Source organism: uncultured Cetobacterium sp. (genome assembly GCF_945952365.1).
Lineage (GTDB): Bacteria > Fusobacteriota > Fusobacteriia > Fusobacteriales > Fusobacteriaceae > Cetobacterium_A.
Genome location: NZ_CAMFHX010000008.1, coordinates 63,705 through 82,087, shown reverse-complemented (window position 1 = coordinate 82,087; position 18,383 = coordinate 63,705). Strand labels below are relative to the sequence as shown.

13 protein-coding genes are annotated in these 18,383 nt (G+C 31.3%); 11 read left to right on the top strand and 2 right to left on the bottom strand.

The genetic code is table 11. The annotated features are described in order from the left end of the window. The first annotated feature begins 22 nt into the window (after positions 1-22). The 4 genes from Q0O83_RS04255 to Q0O83_RS04240 all read left to right on the top strand — a co-directional run bounded on the left by Q0O83_RS04255 (position 23) and on the right by Q0O83_RS04240 (position 7,654). A complete protein-coding gene (locus tag Q0O83_RS04255; protein ID WP_294094461.1) occupies positions 23-3,643 on the top strand; it encodes a hypothetical protein in 3,621 nt (1,206 codons plus the stop codon). A gap of 33 nt (positions 3,644-3,676) precedes the next feature. After that, the gene (thrS, locus tag Q0O83_RS04250; RefSeq protein ID WP_294094460.1) at positions 3,677-5,590 is read left to right on the top strand and encodes a threonine--tRNA ligase; all 1,914 of its coding nucleotides are present in this window, start codon (positions 3,677-3,679) and stop codon (positions 5,588-5,590) included. 65 nt (positions 5,591-5,655) lie between these two features. After that, entirely contained in the window at positions 5,656-6,360 is a 705-nt protein-coding gene (locus Q0O83_RS04245) for a radical SAM protein (RefSeq protein ID WP_294094458.1), read from the top strand. A 49-nt stretch (positions 6,361-6,409) separates the two neighbouring features. Beyond that, positions 6,410-7,654, top strand: coding sequence for an SLC13 family permease (locus Q0O83_RS04240; RefSeq protein ID WP_294094457.1), 1,245 nt, complete (start codon positions 6,410-6,412; stop codon positions 7,652-7,654). Positions 7,655-7,704: 50 nt separating this feature from the next. Here the strand turns inward: Q0O83_RS04240 and Q0O83_RS04235 are convergent, their stop codons facing one another. Next, the gene (locus tag Q0O83_RS04235) at positions 7,705-8,400 is read right to left on the bottom strand and encodes a pseudouridine synthase (protein WP_294094455.1); all 696 of its coding nucleotides are present in this window, start codon (positions 8,398-8,400) and stop codon (positions 7,705-7,707) included. Between the two features lie 144 nt (positions 8,401-8,544). On the opposite strand from Q0O83_RS04235, the gene pepT reads away from it, so the two are divergent. Next, positions 8,545-9,768, top strand: coding sequence for a peptidase T (gene pepT, locus Q0O83_RS04230; RefSeq protein WP_294094454.1), 1,224 nt, complete (start codon positions 8,545-8,547; stop codon positions 9,766-9,768). Between the two features lie 15 nt (positions 9,769-9,783). Beyond that, positions 9,784-10,053 (top strand): acylphosphatase, encoded by a 270-nt coding sequence (locus tag Q0O83_RS04225; RefSeq protein WP_294094452.1) that lies wholly within the window; start codon positions 9,784-9,786, stop codon positions 10,051-10,053. A 27-nt stretch (positions 10,054-10,080) separates the two neighbouring features. Here the strand turns inward: Q0O83_RS04225 and Q0O83_RS04220 are convergent, their stop codons facing one another. Beyond that, a complete protein-coding gene (locus Q0O83_RS04220; protein WP_294094451.1) occupies positions 10,081-10,707 on the bottom strand; it encodes a hypothetical protein in 627 nt (208 codons plus the stop codon). Between the two features lie 91 nt (positions 10,708-10,798). Here Q0O83_RS04220 and Q0O83_RS04215 point away from each other — a divergent pair, with 91 nt between their 5' ends. From Q0O83_RS04215 to accC, 5 genes are all read left to right on the top strand, one after another. Further along, positions 10,799-11,623 (top strand): methyltransferase domain-containing protein, encoded by an 825-nt coding sequence (locus Q0O83_RS04215; RefSeq protein ID WP_294094449.1) that lies wholly within the window; start codon positions 10,799-10,801, stop codon positions 11,621-11,623. 244 nt (positions 11,624-11,867) lie between these two features. Then, the gene (locus Q0O83_RS04210) at positions 11,868-13,061 is read left to right on the top strand and encodes an MFS transporter (RefSeq protein WP_294094448.1); all 1,194 of its coding nucleotides are present in this window, start codon (positions 11,868-11,870) and stop codon (positions 13,059-13,061) included. Then, the gene (locus tag Q0O83_RS04205; protein ID WP_294094447.1) at positions 13,058-16,474 is read left to right on the top strand and encodes a DNA polymerase III subunit alpha; all 3,417 of its coding nucleotides are present in this window, start codon (positions 13,058-13,060) and stop codon (positions 16,472-16,474) included. Before Q0O83_RS04210 ends, Q0O83_RS04205 begins: the two co-directional genes overlap by 4 nt. 77 nt (positions 16,475-16,551) lie before the next feature. After that, on the top strand, positions 16,552-16,965 hold the full coding sequence (locus tag Q0O83_RS04200) for a biotin/lipoyl-containing protein (RefSeq protein WP_294094445.1): 414 nt from the start codon (positions 16,552-16,554) through the stop codon (positions 16,963-16,965). A gap of 13 nt (positions 16,966-16,978) precedes the next feature. Beyond that, the gene (gene accC / locus Q0O83_RS04195; RefSeq protein WP_294094444.1) at positions 16,979-18,325 is read left to right on the top strand and encodes an acetyl-CoA carboxylase biotin carboxylase subunit; all 1,347 of its coding nucleotides are present in this window, start codon (positions 16,979-16,981) and stop codon (positions 18,323-18,325) included. The last annotated feature ends 58 nt before the right edge of the window (positions 18,326-18,383 follow it).

The window sequence follows — 18,383 nt, the reverse complement described above, 5'->3', positions numbered from 1 at the left end:
AAATGGGAAAATGGGAGGGCTAATGAAAAGGAAAATCTATTTGATTCTAGCATTGATGGTTGTTGCAATGAGCAGTTTAAAAGCAGCGACAGAAATAGCTGAAGATACACAAAATGAAGTTGAAATAGATTTAAACTCTAATACTATGACTTCAACAGATGGAGTAAATGTTAGATATGGGTCTTTAAAGTTAAAAGCTTTTGAAGTGAGAGTAGACAGAGAAAGAAATAGAGCTTATGTTCCTGGAGAGTTTTTCTTAGAGGCGGATGAACCGACCGGAAAGTTAAAGATAGATTCATCTAACGGAGAGTTTGATACTGAAGGAAATACTGGAAGCTTTGGAAAAAGTTTTGGGTATTTAGAGGTTGGACAGATTACAGGAGCAGAGAAACCAAACGATAGAATATATTTTGGTGGAGATAAAACCGAATACTTAAATGGAAAAACCTATTTAAGAAACGCTTGGTTTACAACTGATCCTAAAATTATTGAAACGAGAAACCCTTCAGAAGTTGGATACCATTTACAATCAGATACAATCGTAATAGAGCCTGATAAGCAGGTAACTTTTAGAAATACTGATTTATTTATTGGAGATACAGATATAATCCCATTTTCATTACCATGGTATAGATTTAATATAAGACAAGGTTCAGAAGTACCTTTATTCCCAAGTTGGGGTTCAGATGATGATTATGGTTGGTATATAACATCTGGAGTTCTTTGGGGAGATAAAGATAGCAAATTTAAAGGTGGAATTTCACCAAAATTTGGAGATAGAATAGGTCTTTTAATTGGAAGAATGGAAAACTGGTATGACCTAGGTAGCTATGGAAGTGGACAGTTAAATATAAATGATTGGCTTATAGATAAAAAAGCTGATGAAGATGAAGTTGAAAGAAACTTTAATAGATGGGATGTAAACTATACACATAACTATTCAGGTGAAAATGGATACTTAAATCTTAACTACCAAAATTCAACGTATAATATGATTTCAACTATGGATGATGGAATAGATAACTACTTCCGTGGAAAAGAAAATAGTAATAATGGTTGGAAATATATAGATGGTGTACCTGATAAAGGTGGCAGTTTAGGATTCTATAACTTAGATACAGAGCTAACAAATTTAGGAAGTAACAATGATATAACTTTAAAGGCGAAGGTAAATTTAGTATCAGATAAAAAAGCTTACGGTGTTATTGTTGCAGAGCAATTAGATGATATGGATTATGGAGCATCAGCAGATTACGATCTAACGAGTGATATCTCAATTCAAAAAGAAAATGAGAGATATTCGATGGGTGCTTACTATAACTACCTTTATGATATGGACCCTGGATCGACTAAAAAAGATTTACAATCGAGAGCTGAAAACTTTGGATTTAATTTTAACGACAAAGAGAATAATATTTTTATATCTTATGATGATAAATCTGGGGATAAGTTCAGAGAGTTAAACTCTTGGGAAAGAGACCCTAACTTCAGTAAATTAAATAGAAAAGGTTTCTATGGAATCGAGTTTGATTATACTCCTTGGACAGTTTCACAATATGATATCTATGACAGTAAAGATTTAAAAACTTCATTAGGAGAGTATCACCTATATAAAGATATCTTCTATAAAGTTGGATATGACTACAGTGAGTTTGAACATAAGCTAAACCTTCAAAGTGATCCGTTTAGAAAAAGTGCTCTTACTGAAGGGAAGTTAGGAAAAACAACTAACTTTAGAGATACTCAATACAACAGATATGAGAATATAATCTATAATAAAACTACAGAAAATAGAGGTTATATAGACTTTATGTATGACAACTATAAATTTACTATAGCTGGTGGTAACACTAAAGAGGAGATTTGGGATAGAGAGGGAATTTATACATACTCTGATTTTGATACTCCTTGGGGTAGAGAAGCGTATAGAGTTTATGTAAATGAATCAGATTTCTATGAAGTTGGATTATCTAATGAAAAACTTTCTTTAGGTGCTTTAGGAGATTTAGAGTTATACGGAAACCTTAGATTTGATCAGTATGATAAAGGCTATGATAATGAAAAGTCAAAAGAGTTATCAACAGAGGATAAATCAACTAGAGTTAGAGCTGGATTTGCTCATGATGTGACGATGTTTGATAATAGTGATAACAGAGATAGAACTACAGATTTAGCTTTAAACAATAGATTGACGTATATGTATCAAGATTACTCTTACGATTCTGACTCTAAGATGACTAGCGATAGAAGAATGTTCCATAAAGAGAATGTAAATGAAGTATCAGATACTTTAACATTCGATTTAGGAAACACTCAAACTATCTATACAGTTGATTATAAGGATGTTAGAAGAGCAAGTAATGACAATAAAAAAGGTGAAATCTTAAATCAAAAGTTAGAGTTCTTAATCGATGATGAAAATAGTTTTGGTTTAGATTATGGAATAGATAAAAGATTTACAGATTACAACACAGAAAAAGAGAACCATAACGATTTAACATTTGAAAATTATGGTGCTAACTACAGATATTCGAATAACTATTTCTACTATAAAAATCGTAGAATAGACTCTAGTATCTGGAATATAGAAGGTATAAGTGACGCTGAAGAAAGAATTAGAGAAGATGTCTATGGATACACTTATGATTTTGGTAAAAATAAGTTAAACTTAGAGTATATTGAAGGAAAAGATGAAAGAGATGAAGAGAATGCGAAAGTAATCAACACTAAGAATAAAACTTACTCAGCATCATACTTAGTTGGTGGAGATGTAGAGCATCTTTATAAAGCTAGTTATGAAGATTACAAAAATGCAGGAGCTTGGAACAGTTCATTATCAAACTATAACTCAGATGTAGTTTATTTAGCTTACACTTATAAGGATAAGAGATTTACAGATGCAGAGCTAGTTTCATACGCAGCTTCAGAATATAAAAAGACACCAGATCAACTATCACAAGTTGAGATAGATAGAATTAGACAAGTTTTAGAAGATAGAGAAAACTCTAGAGTTAGAACATTTAATTTAAATAGAATTGTGGATGACAGAACTTACTTTGGAGATTACAAAAGAGGATTCCATACATCTCTTATGATGCAAAGAAATGATAAAAGATACGAGGAAACTGGAGATTACTTAAAATCTTTAGAAGAGTTAGAAGGAAGATTGTTCTATTCGTATAATAGAATAGGAGTTGGATATATATATAACCAAAAATCTAACTATACATCACCTTATGCAGCTGATATAACACAAGCTGGATGGAAAGATACAGAAAGAGAGCATGAGTTTAGTTTACATGCGAAAGTTGGAAAGCCAAGTGAAGGTTGGAGAACAAAAGCTTACGTTAAATTCTATGATCAGTTAGATGGAGTTTCAGGAGAAAATTCAAGAAGTACATTTGATGGATTTGGAGTAGAGCTAGGAAAAGAGTTTGGATACTACGAGTGGGCAGTTGCTTACGAAAGAGATTATTCATATAGAACTAAAGACTATGAGTGGAGTATGGCAATTCAATTTAGATTGTTAACATTCCCAGATTCAAATATCTTTGGATTAGGAGCAACAACAGATAAAAACAAAAAGACATCCCCTGATACATATCTATTTGATGGAATCAAAATAGATGATTTAGAGGATTAAAATATTTTATATTTATAGAAAAGGAGAAAAAACATGAGAGTAATATTACCAAGTGGAGATATAAAAGAGTTTGAAAACAGTGTAAATATGTTTGAGATTGCAAAGTCAATCAGTAACTCTTTAGCTAAAAAAGCTATTGGAGCAAAAGTAGATGGGAAAGAAGTAGATATGAGCTACGTATTAGACAGAGATGCTAATATTGAAATCATAACTCCAGAAACAGAGGATGGAGAAGAGATCATAAAGCATTCAACTGCTCACTTATTAGCACAAGCAGTTATAAGATTATTCCCTGGAACAAAAGTTGCGATAGGACCATCAATTGAAAATGGATTCTACTATGACTTTGATCCTGAAAACCAATTTACAGATGAAGATTTAGAAAAAATCGAAGCTGAAATGAAAAAAATAGTAAAAGAAAATATAAAAGTTGAAAGAATCGAAATGGTTAGAGAAGAGGCTATTGAGCACTTCAAAAACCTTGGAGAAAACTATAAAGTTGAGATAATCGAGAGTATTCCAGCTAACGAAATGTTAACATTCTATAAGCAAGGAGATTTTATCGATTTATGTAGAGGACCACACGTTCCATCTACATCTTACTTAAAAGCTTTCAAATTAAAGTCAGTAGCTGGAGCTTACTGGAGAGGAGATTCTAATAACAAGATGTTACAAAGAATCTACGGATTTGCATTCTCAACTGAGCATGCATTAAAAGCTCACTTAAAGTTCTTAGAGGAAGCTGAAAAAAGAGATCATAGAAGATTAGGTAAAGAGTTAGAGTTATTCTTTACAAGTGACTTTGGACCAGGATTCCCATTCTTCTTACCAAACGGTATGAAAATGAGAAATGTATTAACAGATTTATGGAGAAGAGAGCATGAAAAAGCTGGATATGAAATGATCCAAACTCCTATCATGTTAAACAAAGAGTTATGGGAAACTTCAGGACACTGGATGAACTATAGAGAGAATATGTATACATCAGAAATTGATGAGACTGAATTCGCTATAAAACCTATGAACTGTCCAGGTGGAGTTTTAGTATATAAGCACGGAATGCATTCATATAAAGATTTACCAATCAGAGCTGGAGAGTTAGGAATTGTTCATAGACATGAGTTCTCAGGAGCACTTCATGGATTAATGAGAGTAAGAAACTTCACTCAAGATGATGCTCATATCTTTATGACTCCAGAGCAAATCGAAGATGAAATAATTGGAGTAGTAAACTTAATAGATAAATTCTACAGAGGATTATTCGGATTCGAATATGCAATCGAGTTATCTACAAGACCAGAAAAAGCTATCGGATCTCAAGAGATTTGGGATAAAGCTGAATCAGCTTTAGAGGGAGCTTTAAAGAAGTTAGGAAGAGATTACAAATTAAATCCAGGGGATGGAGCATTCTATGGTCCAAAACTAGACTTCAAGATAAAGGATGCTATCGGAAGAACTTGGCAATGTGGAACTATCCAATTAGACTTCAACTTACCAGAGAGATTTGATATCTCTTATGTAGGAGAGGATGGAGAGAAGCATAGACCAGTAATGATCCATAGAGTTGTTTATGGTTCATTAGAAAGATTCATGGGAATATTAATAGAGCACTATGCAGGAGCATTCCCAACTTGGTTAGCACCATGTCAAGTTAAGGTATTAACAATAAATGATGATGTTGTACCTTATGCAAAAGAGTTAGTATCTATATTAAAGTCTGAAGGAATCAGAGTTGAAATAGATACAAGAGCTGAATCTATCGGATACAAAATTAGAGAAGCTAACGGAAAATATAAAGTACCTGTACAATTAATTATTGGTAAAAATGAAGTTGAAAATAGAGAAGTGAACATTAGAAGATTTGGTTCTCAAAACCAAGAATCAATGTCATTAGAAAGCTTCGTAGAGATGATAAAAGAGGAAGCAGCACCAAAATTTAATAACTAATTAAATTATGAGCAGGAATTTTTTCCTGCTCTTTTTCCACTTAAAAATATATAGGAGATAGAGAAATGGGAATTAGATATAGTAAAATTGAAAATAAAAATAAAAGAGAGATTGTTTTATTAAAAGGATTACCTTGTAAATATGGGAAGTGTAAGTTTTGTAATTATATAGAGGATAACTCAACAGATTTAGATGAGATTCAAAAGGTGAATATAGAAACTTTAGAAGAGGTAACAGGTGAGTTTGGAGCGTTAGAGGTTATCAACTCTGGATCTGTATTTGAACTGCCTGAATCAACTTTAGAAAAAATAAGAGAGGTTGTTTTAGCAAAAAATATAAAACTGCTTTACTTTGAAATCTATTATGGATATAAAAATAGATTGAATGAGATAAAAGAGTTCTTCAAGGGAATAGATATAAGATTTAGAATGGGAATGGAAACATTTGATAATGATTTTAGAATACACTCTTACGGAAAAAATTTCAAAGTTGGAACTGTTGAGATAGAGGATTTAAGCCAAAAATTATACTCTGTTTGTCTTCTAATCTGTGTTAAAGGACAAACTAAAGAGATGATAGATAGAGATATCGAGTTGGGATTGAAATATTTTAAGAGTATAACAATAAATATATTTATAAATAATGGAACTGTAGTAGAAAGAGATGAAGAGCTAGTGAGATGGTTTATTCAAAAGTATGCTCATCTACAAGATGATCCAAGAGTTGAGTTGCTGATAGACAATAAAGATCTTGGAGTTTTTGAGCAGTAAATGAAAAGAGTAAAATACACACGAAAAATTTAATTTTAGGAGGGCAAAAATGACAGCATTTGGAGCAGTATTGGGATTAATAATTGCAATAATTTTAATTATAAGAAAGGCTAATCCAGCATATAGCTTAATATTGGGAGCCGTTATAGGGGGATTAGCAGGAGGAGTTTCACTTCCAGAAACAGTTAACTTGATGATAAGTGGAGTGAAGGATGTTACTCCAGCTATACTTAGAATTTTAACAGCGGGTATCCTTGCAGGAATACTTATAAAAACAGAAGCAGCCACAAAAATAGCAGAAACAATAGTTGATACATTAGGTGAAAAAAGAGCTATTTTAGCATTGGCTTTATCAGCTCTTATTCTAACATCGATAGGAGTATTTATTGATGTTGCAGTGATAACAGTATCACCTATAGCTTTGGCAATAGCGAGAAGATTGAAAATGTCAAAAATGGCGATGTTATTAGCAATGATAGGTGGAGGAAAGTGTGGAAATATTATCTCTCCAAATCCAAATACAATAGCGTCTGCTGAAAACTTTGGAGCGTCACTTTCATCAGTTATGTGGGTAAATATAATACCAGCTTTCATAGGATTAATTGCGACAATTTTAATAGCAAACTTATTAGTTGAAAAAGGTGAAAAAGTTCTTGAGATAGAAAATGTTGAAGAAAAAGGAGAGCTGCCATCTTTCTTTGGAAGTATAGTAGGTCCTCTTGTAACGATAGCCCTATTAGCTTTAAGACCAGCAGTAGGAATAAATGTAGATCCACTTATAGCTTTACCACTAGGTGGTTTAGTTGGAATAGTTTTCATGGGAAAAACAGGGAAATTAAAGGAATCTATGGAGTATGGACTTCAAAAAATGTCTGGAGTTGCAATTCTTTTGGTTGGAACAGGAACTGTAGCTGGAATAATTAAAAATTCAACTTTAAAAGATGTTATATTATCACTTTTAGAAAAAGCAAGTATAAGTGATAGATTAATTGCACCGATAGCAGGAGCTTTAATGTCTGGAGCGACAGCTTCAACAACAGCAGGAGCTACAATAGCTTCAGCAACTTTCTCAGGTGCTATTTTAGCAGCGGGAGTTAGTGCAGTTTGGGGAGCGGCGATGGTAAATTCAGGAGCTACAGTTTTAGATCATCTACCACACGGATCATTTTTCCACAGTACAGGTGGAGCAAGTAATATGAATTTAGAAGAGAGACTGAAGTTAATTCCTTACGAATCTGCAATTGGATTTGTTTTAGCTCTATCTTCATTCTTAACATACTTAATGATAGGATAGAAAATAAAAAATGCTGGAAATTTTTTCCAGCATTTTTTGTTTAAATATTTTTAAATATGGATATCATCTCTAGAGATTTCTCTTATCTCTCCAGGTTTCATTCCATCTAAAGTTAGATTTCCAAACTGAACTCTTTTTAAATAAGTAACTTTATTTTTAACAGCTTTAAGCATCTTTTTAACTTGACGGTACTTTCCTTCTGTAATTGTCAAATGAATACTTTTAGGAGTTAGATATTCAACTTTACTGGGAAGAGATATATAATCAGTATCAAATTTCACTCCAGATTCAAGGGCAGAAATAGCCTCTTCAGAAATCTCTCTATCTAGTTCAACATAGTATGTTTTTTCCATTTTTTTATCTGGATGAGTCATAGTATAACTTAAATCTCCGTCACTTGTAAAAAGAAGTAGACCTTCTGTATCTTTATCGAGTCTTCCGACAGGAGAAACAGATTTTTTGTCTACAAAGTCAGGTAAAAGCTCAGCAACGATAGCTCTATTGTGCATATCTTCCATAGCAGTTATATAACCAGCTACTTTATAAAGAATATAATATTTCATTTCTTTTTTTTGAGGAACTATTCCATCAAAAGTTATAACGTCTACTCCCCATTCTACTTCAGTAGCATCATTAACTTCAACTAATCCATTTACAGTAGCTCTGCCTTCTGCAATAGCTTTTTTTATTTTTCTTCTACTAGCTACACCGCATTCAACTAAATATTTCTCTAATCTTAATTTCAACTTTAATTCTACCTCACAAATTTTATTTTTATATCCTAAGATGGTAACATATTTTTGATATTTTTGCAAAAGAGACTATTTTTTTTGGACAAATTATGTTAATTTATATATGTGTTAAACAATAAAGAGGTTTCGGGAGGAAAGATGAGTTTTTTATTAGAAAAGTTTTTACAATACGTACAGATTGATACTACAGCAGATGCTAAGAGTAAAACATGTCCGAGCACAGAGATTCAGTGGAACTTAGCTAAAGTTATAGTTAAAGATTTAGAAGAGATTGGTTTAGTAGATATATCATTAGATGAAAATGGGTATATTATGGGGACGCTACCATCAAATTCAAAAAAAGATATTCCAACGATTGGATTCATAGCACATATGGATACAGCACCGTCGTTTAATGGAACAGATGTTAAACCAAGAATAATAGAAAAATATGATGGAGAAAATATAGTTTTAAATAAGGATTTAGATATTGTTATGCAAACTAAAGATTTCCCAGAGTTAAAAAAATATATGAATCAAACTTTAATTGTAACAGATGGAACGACTCTTTTAGGAGCAGACGATAAAGCTGGAATTGTTGAGATTATGACAGCTTTAAAATTCTTAAAAGATAATCCAGAGATTGAACATGGAGAGATTAAAATAGGTATAACTCCTGACGAAGAGATTGGAAGAGGAGCAAATCTATTTGATGTAGAAAAATTTAATGCTAAGTTTGCATATACAATTGATGGAGGAGAGATTGGAGAGTTAGAGTTTGAAAACTTCAATGCTGCTTCAGCAAATATAGTTATAAAAGGAAGAGATATTCATCCGGGAGCTTCAAAAAATAAAATGATAAACTCGATGCTATTAGCTATGGAGTTAAATGCAATGCTTCCTGCTAATGAAAGACCAGAGTATACAGAAGGGTATGAAGGATTCTTTTTATTGACAAACTTTAAAGGTAGCGTAGAGTTAACAGAGATAGATTATATAGTAAGAGACCATTCAAAAGAGAAGTTCTTAGAGAAAAAGAGTTTGATAGAGAGTGCAGTAAAGTATTTAGCAGGAAAATATTCTGATGCTGAGATTATCTTAACAATGACAGATAGCTATTACAATATGAGAGAGATGATAGAACCTGTTTATCATATTGTGGATTTAGCAAAAGAAGCTATGTTAGAAGTTGGAGTAAAGCCAATCATAAAACCAATTAGAGGTGGAACTGATGGAGCTAGATTATCATTTAAAGGATTACCTTGTCCAAACATATTTACTGGTGGACATAACTTCCACGGTAAATTTGAATTTATTTCATTCCAATCAATGGAAAAATCAGTTCAAGTAATTTTAAAAATTGTAGAAATTATGACGAGATAGTATCTGAGGAGGAAAATGAAAACATATCATTTTATAGTAAAAGGTAGAGTTCAGGGTGTTGGATATAGAATAACTACTCAGCTTAATGCTCAAAGAATAGGAGTTAAAGGAGTTGTAAAAAATCTGTCTAATGGTGATGTAGAAGTTTTTGCTCAAGGTGAAGAGAATATTATTGAAAACTTTAAAAAATATTTAAAAATAGGATCGATAATGAGTAAAGTTGTAAGCATAGAAGAAACTATTTTAGATAGAGAGAAGTTTGAAGAGTTTCAAACTAAATATTAAAAGCGATAGATATCTATCGCTTTTTTCTTATGCCTCTTCTATTTCTACTATTGTTTCAGGAAACATAATATTGTTTAAAAGCATTGCTAAATCAGCAGCGTTACATTCAACAATGTGAGCAGTTATAGTTTCATCATCATATCCATCAATATTGAAGAAAACTCTGTCGTTATTAAGGAAAATCTCTTTTACAATTCCAGCACCAACTTTATATGCACCAGATGCTTTAGATATAGCTAAAACCTCATACTCATCATCTGTAATAGCTAATGTTTTTACATTTAAACCTTTAAGGTATTCTCTAACTAGCTCTTCGGCTTGAACATAGAACTCTTCTAAAACTTTAACGTATTTATCTTTTTTTATCAATCTATCAACTAATACAGCTAGTGAGAACGAGTGGAAAATATCTTCAATACTATATGCAGAAGGAACCATCTCTTTATTTTTTAAAAAGATTTCAATGCCATGTTCTCCCTCTTTTACAGTTTCTATAATTGGAGTTTTACTACCATCTAAATAATCAATAGCATCAACTTCTAAATTTAGAACAGACAATTTTTTTACCTTTTCTTTTTTCATTAATGTTTCGAATTCAGTTTCAATTTTGTCATAGAAATTAACAATAAAATCGTTGAAAAAGTTTTCTTTCATAATATAATCACCACCATCATTTTTTAGATATTATAACATAAAATCTATGATATAATATATAGAAGATAAAAAAATTAGTGAGGTATATAAAATGATAAGTTGTCCAGTTTGTAATAAAAAAATGCAAAAGATTGAAAGAAAATATATATGTGAAGGAAATCATAATTTTGATGTCTCTAAGTTTGGACATGTAAATTTATTATTATCTAATCAAAAAAATAGTAAACTTCCAGGAGATAGTAAAGAGATGGTTTTAAGTAGAAAAAATTACTTAGAGAAAGGTTACTATGAAGGGATATCAAATGGAGTAAATGAGATAATCAAAAGAGAGCTTGGAGATAAAAAAGATATCAAAGTTTTAGATATAGGTTGTGGAGAGGGATACTATACAAATAGATTAAAAACTTTTTTAGAGAATTTAGATATAAAAAATCAGATTGTAGGAATAGATATATCTAAAGAGGCTGTTATCTCGGCTGCAAAATCATATAAAAATATAGAGTGGATTGTTGCGAGTGCGAGCTCTTTACCTATAGAGGATGAATCATTAGATTTTATAATCTGTATGTTTGCTAAGATAATACCTGAAGAGAAGATGAGAACTTTAAAAAAAGGTGGAAAATTAATAATAGTTTCGACAGGAGAAAATCATCTTTTAGAAATGAAAGAGGTAGTTTATGATGTTGTTAGAAAAGAGTTCTATTCACCAGTAGAGGATTTAAATATTTTTTCTCACTTAGAAAAGGTAAATGTAAAATATGAAACAGAGATTCTAGAGCAGGAAAGTATTGAGAATCTATTTAATATGACTCCTTATAGATGGAGAAGTCCGCAAAAAGGTGTAGAGAAGTTATTCGCTTTAGAAAAATTAAAAACAACAGTAGAAGTAAATATAGATATTTTTGAAAAAAAATAAAAAAAATAAAACTTTTTTAAGGAAGCTCCCGTCAAAAAAGTGTAATTAGAAAATAGTAAGTTTTTAATTACACAAAAGACTTTATACTTATAAAAGTATTATTTAATCCCCCCCTGTAGACGGCCTTCTATCCCCCCCAGAAGGCCGTTTCTTTTTTTTGTTTTGAACAAACTAGGTCACAACTATTTTTTTTTGTAAATTTATATTGTATAATATACTAAGTCAATTTTAGGGGGTATTAAAGTTGAAACAGGTAAACAGAGTTATTTTTATTAATTTATTAACAACATCGATAGTTCTTGGGGTATACAATGTTTTTACAGGAATCCATATAAAAACATTAGGTTATGGAGAGGGTGTTATTGGACAAGTTTTATCAATTGGTAGTTTATCGATAGCAGTGGGGTCGATGTTAAATGCTTATTTTAGCTCAAAAGTAGGCTTGAAAAAAACAATTTCATTTGGATTGATATTGATGTCGGTAGGTATTTTAGGTGTGGGATTTATTAGAAATCCATTTTTAATAAAAATATCTTCAAGTTTAATGGGAGTAGGTTATGGCTTTCCATTTTCATCGATTGGAGTTTTACTTATAGAAAATTCCGGTGAAAGTGAACGAGTGAAAGTTTTTAGTAGAAATTTTATAGCTCAAAGTTTAGGTACAGTTTGTACAAGTTATCTAGCAGGAGTTATTATTAAAACTTTTGGAAAGGTTTTTGCAGCAGAAAAGGCAATTCCATTGCTTTACTTGCTTTGTGTTTTTATAATTTTATTAGGTTTTTATCCTTTGAAAGGATTAAATGATATTGATAAGTTAAAGAAAAATAAAGATAAAAATTTTTTTAAAGGTTTTAAAGATGTAATGAGTGGTAGTGCATTAAAATTTGTTATTTATAATACAATAATAGGATTTGGAGCGGGATTAGTAATTCCATTTTTCAGTGTATATTTGAAGTTTGCATTGAATATGGATAATGAAAAAGTTGGAGTTATAATGGGGTTATCACAGTTGGGATTAGTTCTAGGTGGATTTTTAGTTCCGTATATATCTAAAATACTAGGAAGAGAGATGACAGTTGTTGTATGTCAATTACTTTCAATTCCATTTTTAATCTCTATAGCGTTTCCACAAGGAGTTTTTATAATGGGATTATCATTTTTTCTGAGATCAACATTGATGAATTTGAATCAGCCACTTATACAAAATATATCTTTAGAAACTGTAGATTATGATAACAGAGCTTTGATGAGTAGTGTAATATCTATGTCATCAAATGCAACAAGAGCGATAAGTATGATAATAGCTGGATATTTAATGGAAAATGTATCATATACAGCACCGTATTATTTGACAGTCGTATTATATTTAATAGGAACCGCTATTTTTTATAGAAGTTTTAATTTAGAGAAAAAACCATTAAGAGGAGGGATTGAATGAGTAAAAACTTTGTTCATTTACATCTACATACAGAGTACAGTCTTCTAGATGGGGTTGGAAAGATAGATGAGTATTTAGATAGAGCTAAAGAGTTAAATATGAAAGCTATGGCAATAACCGATCATGGAAACATGTATGGTGCTATAGAGTTTTATAAGAGTGCAATGAAAAGAGGGATAAAGCCGATAATAGGAACAGAGGCTTATGTATCTGAGTTTGAAATGGATAAAAAAGAGGGAAGAAATTTCCATCTTATTTTATTAGCTAAAAATTTAAAGGGGTATCAGAATCTTTTAAAAATTTCATCGGTAGGGTTTTTAAAAGGATTTTACTATAGACCCCGTGTGGATAAAGAGTTTTTAAAAGAGCATAGTGAAGGGATAATTGCACTGTCAGCATGTATGCAAGGAGAGATATCTAGAGCTATTTTAGGAAATGAATCTGAAAATATTATAGACAATAAAATAAAAGAGTATGTAGAGATTTTTGGAAAAGATAACTTTTATATTGAGTTACAGGGAAATGGTGTTGAAGGACAAAAGGAGTTAAATAGAGAGTTATTTAGATATGCAAAAAAACATAATCTAAAATGTGCTGCTACAAATGATACTCACTATGTGTATGAAGGCGATCATGTTCTTCAAGATTTGGTTATTTGTATTCAGACTGGAGCTAAGGTTGCAGATAACAATAGAATGAAAATAGAAACAAAGGAGTTGTTTTTAAAAAGTAGAGCTGAAGTTATAAACTCTTTGGGTGATGAGTATCTTGAAGCTATTGACAACACGGAAGAGATTGCAAATAGATGTAATTTGAGTTTAGAGTTTGGAGAACTAAAGTTTCCTAAATATGAGATTCCTGCTTGTGTTAAAAGTTCAGCTGAATTTTTAAAAAAAGTTGTATATAAGGGCTTAGCTGAAAGATATCCAGCAGGATTGAGTGAAGAGTTATTAAAAAGAGTTGAGTATGAGTTAGAAGTTATTTTGAAAATGGGATATGAGGAGTACTTTATAGTTGTATGGGATTTTATAGCTTATGCAAAAGGTAAAAATATTCCAATTGGACCTGGAAGAGGTTCCGCAGCAGGAAGTTTGGTAGCATATGCATTAAAGATAACAGATTTAGACCCAATAAAATATAATCTTATTTTTGAAAGATTTTTAAATCCAGAAAGAATCTCAATGCCAGATATAGATATAGATATTTGTCAAGAGAGAAGAGGAGAAGTTATTGAGTATGTTACTAAAAAGTATGGTGAGGATAAAGTTGCTCAGATTATAACATTTGGTAGAATGAAAGCTAGAGCAGCTTTAAGAGATGTTGGAAGAGTGCTAGATGTAAATTTAATGAAAGTGGATAAAACAGCTAAATTGATTCCAGCATTTTCAACATTAGCAGAGGCTTTGAGAGATAGCTCAGAACTTAGAGAGATATATTCAGAAGATACTGAGATTAGAAACCTTATAGATTTGTCTCAACGTTTAGAAAATAAAGTAAGACATGCATCAATACATGCTGCTGGAGTTGTAATAACAAAAGATCCATTGATGGATGTAGTTCCACTTTATGGAGACAATAAAGATAATACAATATCGACGCAGTATCAGATGAAAGAGTTAGAGGATTTAGGTCTGTTGAAAATGGATTTTTTAGGACTGAGAAATTTAACAAATCTTCAGAGAACGATAGAGTACATAAAAGAAAGTAGAAACAAGGAGATAGTTTTAGCAAAAATCTCTTTAAATGAGAAAGAGGTTTATGAGATGCTTTCAAGTGGTGATAGTTTGGGGGTATTCCAATTAGAATCAACAGGAATTAGAAAAATATTGGCTCAATTGAAACCTACAAAATTTGAAGATGTAATAGCTTTGTTAGCACTATATAGACCGGGACCTCTAGGGTCTGGAATGGTTGAAAGTTTTATAAATTGTAAAAATGGCTTAGAGGAGATAAAATATCCTCACGAAAGTTTAGAAAAGGTTTTAAAAGAGACTTACGGAGTTATTCTTTATCAAGAGCAAGTAATGAAAATAGCTAATATAATGGCTAACTACTCATTAGGAGAAGCTGACTTATTGCGAAGAGCTATGGGAAAAAAACAGGCTTCTATAATGGATGAAAATAGAGAGAAGTTTGTTCAAAGATCTGTAGAAAATGGATATACAAAAGAAAAAGCAGAGGAGATATTCTATTTAATAGATAAGTTTGCAGGTTATGGATTCAATAAATCGCATTCAGCAGCTTATGCTCTTATAGCTTATTGGACAGCTTATTTTAAATGTTTTTATCCACAAGAGTATTATGCTTCAATAATGACATCAGAAAAAAGTAATGTTGAAAATGTAGCATTTTATATAGAGGATGCTAAGGTTCACAAAATAGATTTAAAACTTTCAGATGTAAATAATCCAGCTTCAAAATTTATAGTCGAAAATGGTGGGATAAGATTTTCATTAGCAGCTATAAAAAATGTAGGAGAGAGTTTGGCTCAAAAAATAAAAGCTGAGTTTGAAGAAAATGGAAATTTTTTAAGATATGAAGATTTCATTTATAGATTGAGAGGTCAGGGATTAAATAAAAAAAATATAGAGGCACTTATATATGCTGGAGCTTTAGATTCATTACCTGGAAATAGAAAACAAAAGATAGAGTCGATTGAAAAAGTTATAGATTATGCCAATAAAAAAATAAAAGAGGATGATATCCAACAAATGAATCTATTTGGTGGAGCAAAATCTGAAATTGTAAATTTTGTTTTACCCGATTTATCTGATTTTACAGCTGATGAAAAACTAGATAAGGAAAAGGAGTTTTTAGGATTTTATTATAGTGCTCATCCCCTTGATAAATATGACTGGCTTTTAAAAAATTATAAAATGAATAAAATTTCAGAGGTAAAACTAGAAAATTCTCAGCATACAGTAAAAACTTATGGTATACTAAGGGATGTGAAAAAAATACTCACAAAAAAAACAAAGGAAGCGATGTGCACCTTTATTTTAGAGGATTATTATGATCAAATATCAGGAATTATATTCCCTAGAGAGTACAAAGAGTTAATGAATATTGAACTAGAAGGAAAAGCTGTTTTAATAGATGGAACAGTTCAAATAGATTACTTCAATGGAAATGAAAATAAAAAAATAGTTGTAAAAGATATAAAATCACTAAATTCGATAGAGTTTACAAAAAGGAATCGAGTATACATATTGATAAATGAGAAATCAAAAGATAAATACAGTCGTTTGAAAGAGCTTCTTTTAAATAGTAAAGGAGATGTACCCCTTAGTTTTGCTATTGATATAGATGGAAATAAAGAGGTTAAGAACTCTAAAATAACTGTAGAGATAACTCCAACTTTGATAAGAAAAATCGAGGAGTTACTAGGTGAAAAAAGTATAGTAATCAGATAAGATTACATATGTAATGTAACCTTGAATGATTTTTTAAATTATGTTAAAATAGGTGATAAAAAACTGATGGAGGAGCTATGAAGAAAGAGGAGTTTGCAATAGAGGATTTAATTAGCGTACTTAGTGAGTGTGGACTTACAGAGATTAGTTATGAGGAAAATGAAAATTTAAAAATAAAAATAAAAAAATCTCCGCAAAGAAAAGTTGTAATACCAAAAGAGATTGTTCAGTCAACTAAAGAGGTTGCAAAAAAAGAGGATAATATAAAAAATATTTTATCAACAGGAATAGGAAAATATTTCTATCAGAACTCTGTTAAAGTTGGAGACAAAATTAAAGTTGGACAAGATCTAGGTTATATTTACGTGATGGGATTAAAGACTCCTTTAAAAGCTACAGTAGCTGGAGAGGTGTTAGAAATAACAGTAAAAGATGGTGGAGTAGTTGACTACGGTAAGGCTTTATTAAAAGTAAAAGCTACAGCAAGATAATCGGGAGGATTTTATGTTTAAAAAGATATTAATTGCTAATAGAGGTGAAATAGCTGTTAGAATTATAAGAGCAGCAAAAGAGCTTGGAATAAAAACAGTTGCTGTTTATTCAGAAGCGGATAAGGATAGCTTACATATAAGATTAGCAGATGAAGCTGTATGTATTGGGGGGCCTTTAAGTACAGAATCGTATTTAAAAATACCAAATATTTTAGCAGCAGCAGAGATAACAGGAGCAAATGCAATTCATCCAGGATATGGATTTTTATCTGAAAATGCTAGATTTGCTAGAATATGCCAAACACATAACATAACATTCATAGGACCAAGTCCAGAAGCTATTGAGAGTATGGGAGATAAGGCTACAGCTAGAAAAACTGCAATTGAAAATGAGGTTCCTTTAACAAATGGAACAGGTATTGTTAGAAGTATAGATGATGCTAGAAAAGAGGTTGAAGAGAGAATCGGATACCCTGTAATGATAAAAGCTACTGCTGGTGGTGGAGGAAAAGGTATGAGACTTGCCAGAACCGCAGAAGAGTTAGAAAGCAGAATTATAGCAGCTCAAACAGAAGCAGAATCAGCATTTGGAAATCCAGATGTATATATAGAAAAATTTGTTGAAAATCCTAGACACGTTGAAATCCAAATTATAGGAGATAAGCATGGAAATGTAATCCATTTAGGTGAAAGAGATTGTTCTATTCAAAGAAGACATCAAAAGTTAATAGAGGAAGCACCATCGTATAAGTTACCTTCTAAAGTTAGAAAGGCTATGGGAGAGGCCGCTGTAAAATTAGCTAAATCAATAAGTTATGATTCAGCTGGAACTTTAGAGTTCTTAGTAGACAAAGATGATAACTTCTACTTCATGGAGATGAATACAAGAGTTCAAGTTGAACATACAGTTACAGAGATGGTAACAGGAATAGATATAATCAAGTTACAAATAAAGGTAGCTGAAGGAGAGAGAATTAATATCTCTCAAGAGGATGTTGTGCTATTTGGTCACGCAATAGAGTGTAGAATAAATGCAGAGGATACTAAAGCTGGATTTTTACCTTCACCAGGAAAGTTAGAAACTTATATCGTTCCAGGTGGGCCAGGAGTAAGAGTTGATTCACATTCATATTCTGGATATGAAATCTCTCCATACTATGATTCTATGATAGGAAAACTTATCGTCCATGGAATCACTAGAGAGGAAGCAATTGAGAAGATGAAAAGAGCTTTAAATGAGTTTATTATAGAGGGAATCGATACTACAATTCCATTCCATTTAGAGGTACTAGATAATAAAGTATATAGAAGTGGAAAAGTAACAACTAAATTTATTGAAGAAAATTTTGAAAAAAATTAATAAATAGCTAGGAAAAATTTTAAATAAATGTAATAATATAGGTATAATATCTACGGAG

Bases quoted from the DNA above. Each gene is read 5' to 3' on its own strand.
- Q0O83_RS04255 (WP_294094461.1), top strand. From the start codon at position 23: ATGAAAAGGAAAATCTATTTGATTCTAGCATTGATGGTTGTTGCAATG.
- thrS (WP_294094460.1), top strand. From the start codon at position 3,677: ATGAGAGTAATATTACCAAGTGGAGATATAAAAGAGTTTGAAAACAGT.
- Q0O83_RS04245 (WP_294094458.1), top strand. From the start codon at position 5,656: ATGGGAATTAGATATAGTAAAATTGAAAATAAAAATAAAAGAGAGATT.
- Q0O83_RS04240 (WP_294094457.1), top strand. From the start codon at position 6,410: ATGACAGCATTTGGAGCAGTATTGGGATTAATAATTGCAATAATTTTA.
- pepT (WP_294094454.1), top strand. From the start codon at position 8,545: ATGAGTTTTTTATTAGAAAAGTTTTTACAATACGTACAGATTGATACT.
- Q0O83_RS04225 (WP_294094452.1), top strand. From the start codon at position 9,784: ATGAAAACATATCATTTTATAGTAAAAGGTAGAGTTCAGGGTGTTGGA.
- Q0O83_RS04220 (WP_294094451.1), bottom strand. From the start codon at position 10,707: ATGAAAGAAAACTTTTTCAACGATTTTATTGTTAATTTCTATGACAAA.
- Q0O83_RS04215 (WP_294094449.1), top strand. From the start codon at position 10,799: ATGATAAGTTGTCCAGTTTGTAATAAAAAAATGCAAAAGATTGAAAGA.
- Q0O83_RS04205 (WP_294094447.1), top strand. From the start codon at position 13,058: ATGAGTAAAAACTTTGTTCATTTACATCTACATACAGAGTACAGTCTT.
- Q0O83_RS04200 (WP_294094445.1), top strand. From the start codon at position 16,552: ATGAAGAAAGAGGAGTTTGCAATAGAGGATTTAATTAGCGTACTTAGT.
- accC (WP_294094444.1), top strand. From the start codon at position 16,979: ATGTTTAAAAAGATATTAATTGCTAATAGAGGTGAAATAGCTGTTAGA.